The organism is Candidatus Nitrosarchaeum limnium BG20 (assembly GCF_000241145.1).
Classification (GTDB): domain Archaea; phylum Thermoproteota; class Nitrososphaeria; order Nitrososphaerales; family Nitrosopumilaceae; genus Nitrosarchaeum; species Nitrosarchaeum limnae.
In genome coordinates, this window is sequence record NZ_AHJG01000293.1 from 1 (window position 1) to 946 (window position 946).

Consider the following 946-nt stretch of genomic DNA (forward strand, 5'->3'; position numbering starts at 1 on the left):
CCATCATAATCTTTTAGTTTGTTTAATGCATATCCTTTATTATTAAGAGAGCCAATATGATTTGGATTCTCATGTAGAATCATATCATAATACTTGATTGCTTCGTCCAGTTTGCCTTTTAAAAATAATCTATTTGCCTCATCTAAAATAGAATCAATTTTCGGGTTTTCAGTCATAGTTTATGGTTTCATCAGGATTTTACCAAAAAGTCCTTTTCCTGTCAACATCTTTGTGTGAGCTTCTGCTGCTTGTTCAAATGAATAAACAGAGTCAATTACGGACTTGATTTTTCCTTGAGACATCCAGTATAGAGCTTGTTCTAATTCAGATCTAGTTCCTTGTGTAGAACCTAAAATATTAATTCCTTTGAAAAAAATGTGACGTAAATCTGTTTTAGCATCATATCCAGTTGTAGCTCCTGTTGTAACAATTGTTGCACCATACTTTAACAGTGTTAGCTCTTTGTTCCAGTGGGAACCACCAATATGTTCAAAAATTACATCAACGCCAGGTGTATCTCCAAATGGCTTTGGTATTTTTTTTGATATATCACGAACTTGCTTATGCCAATCATCTTTTCTGTGATCAATTGCATAATCGGATCCAAGCTCCAATAATTTATCTAATTTATCAGGACTAGCAGTTGCAATCACAGTGCATCCAAATAATTTAGCTATTTGTATTCCATAGTTCCCAACACCGGAACCTCCACCCATAATCAAAACTAATTGGCCTGGTTGAATCTTTGCTCTTCCAACCAACATATGCCAAGATGTCAGAAGTGTCATTGAGGCCGCTGCTGCAGAATCATATGACACATTATCAGGAATTTTTACCACGTTGACTTCTGGTAAATGTGTGACCTCACAATACCCTCCCCAAAGAGGACCAGTTTCAAATCCCCAGATCTTTCTCTGTCTGCAATCATATTCTCTTCCACTAGTAC

Annotated in this window: 1 protein-coding gene; it reads right to left on the minus strand. The window is 36.2% G+C overall.

Annotated elements, in window-relative coordinates:
- Nucleotides 1-179: 179 nt before the first annotated feature.
- Nucleotides 180-946, minus strand: a 767-nt coding sequence (locus BG20_RS10520) for a zinc-binding dehydrogenase (protein ID WP_010195028.1), incomplete at its 5' end; no start/stop codon positions are given.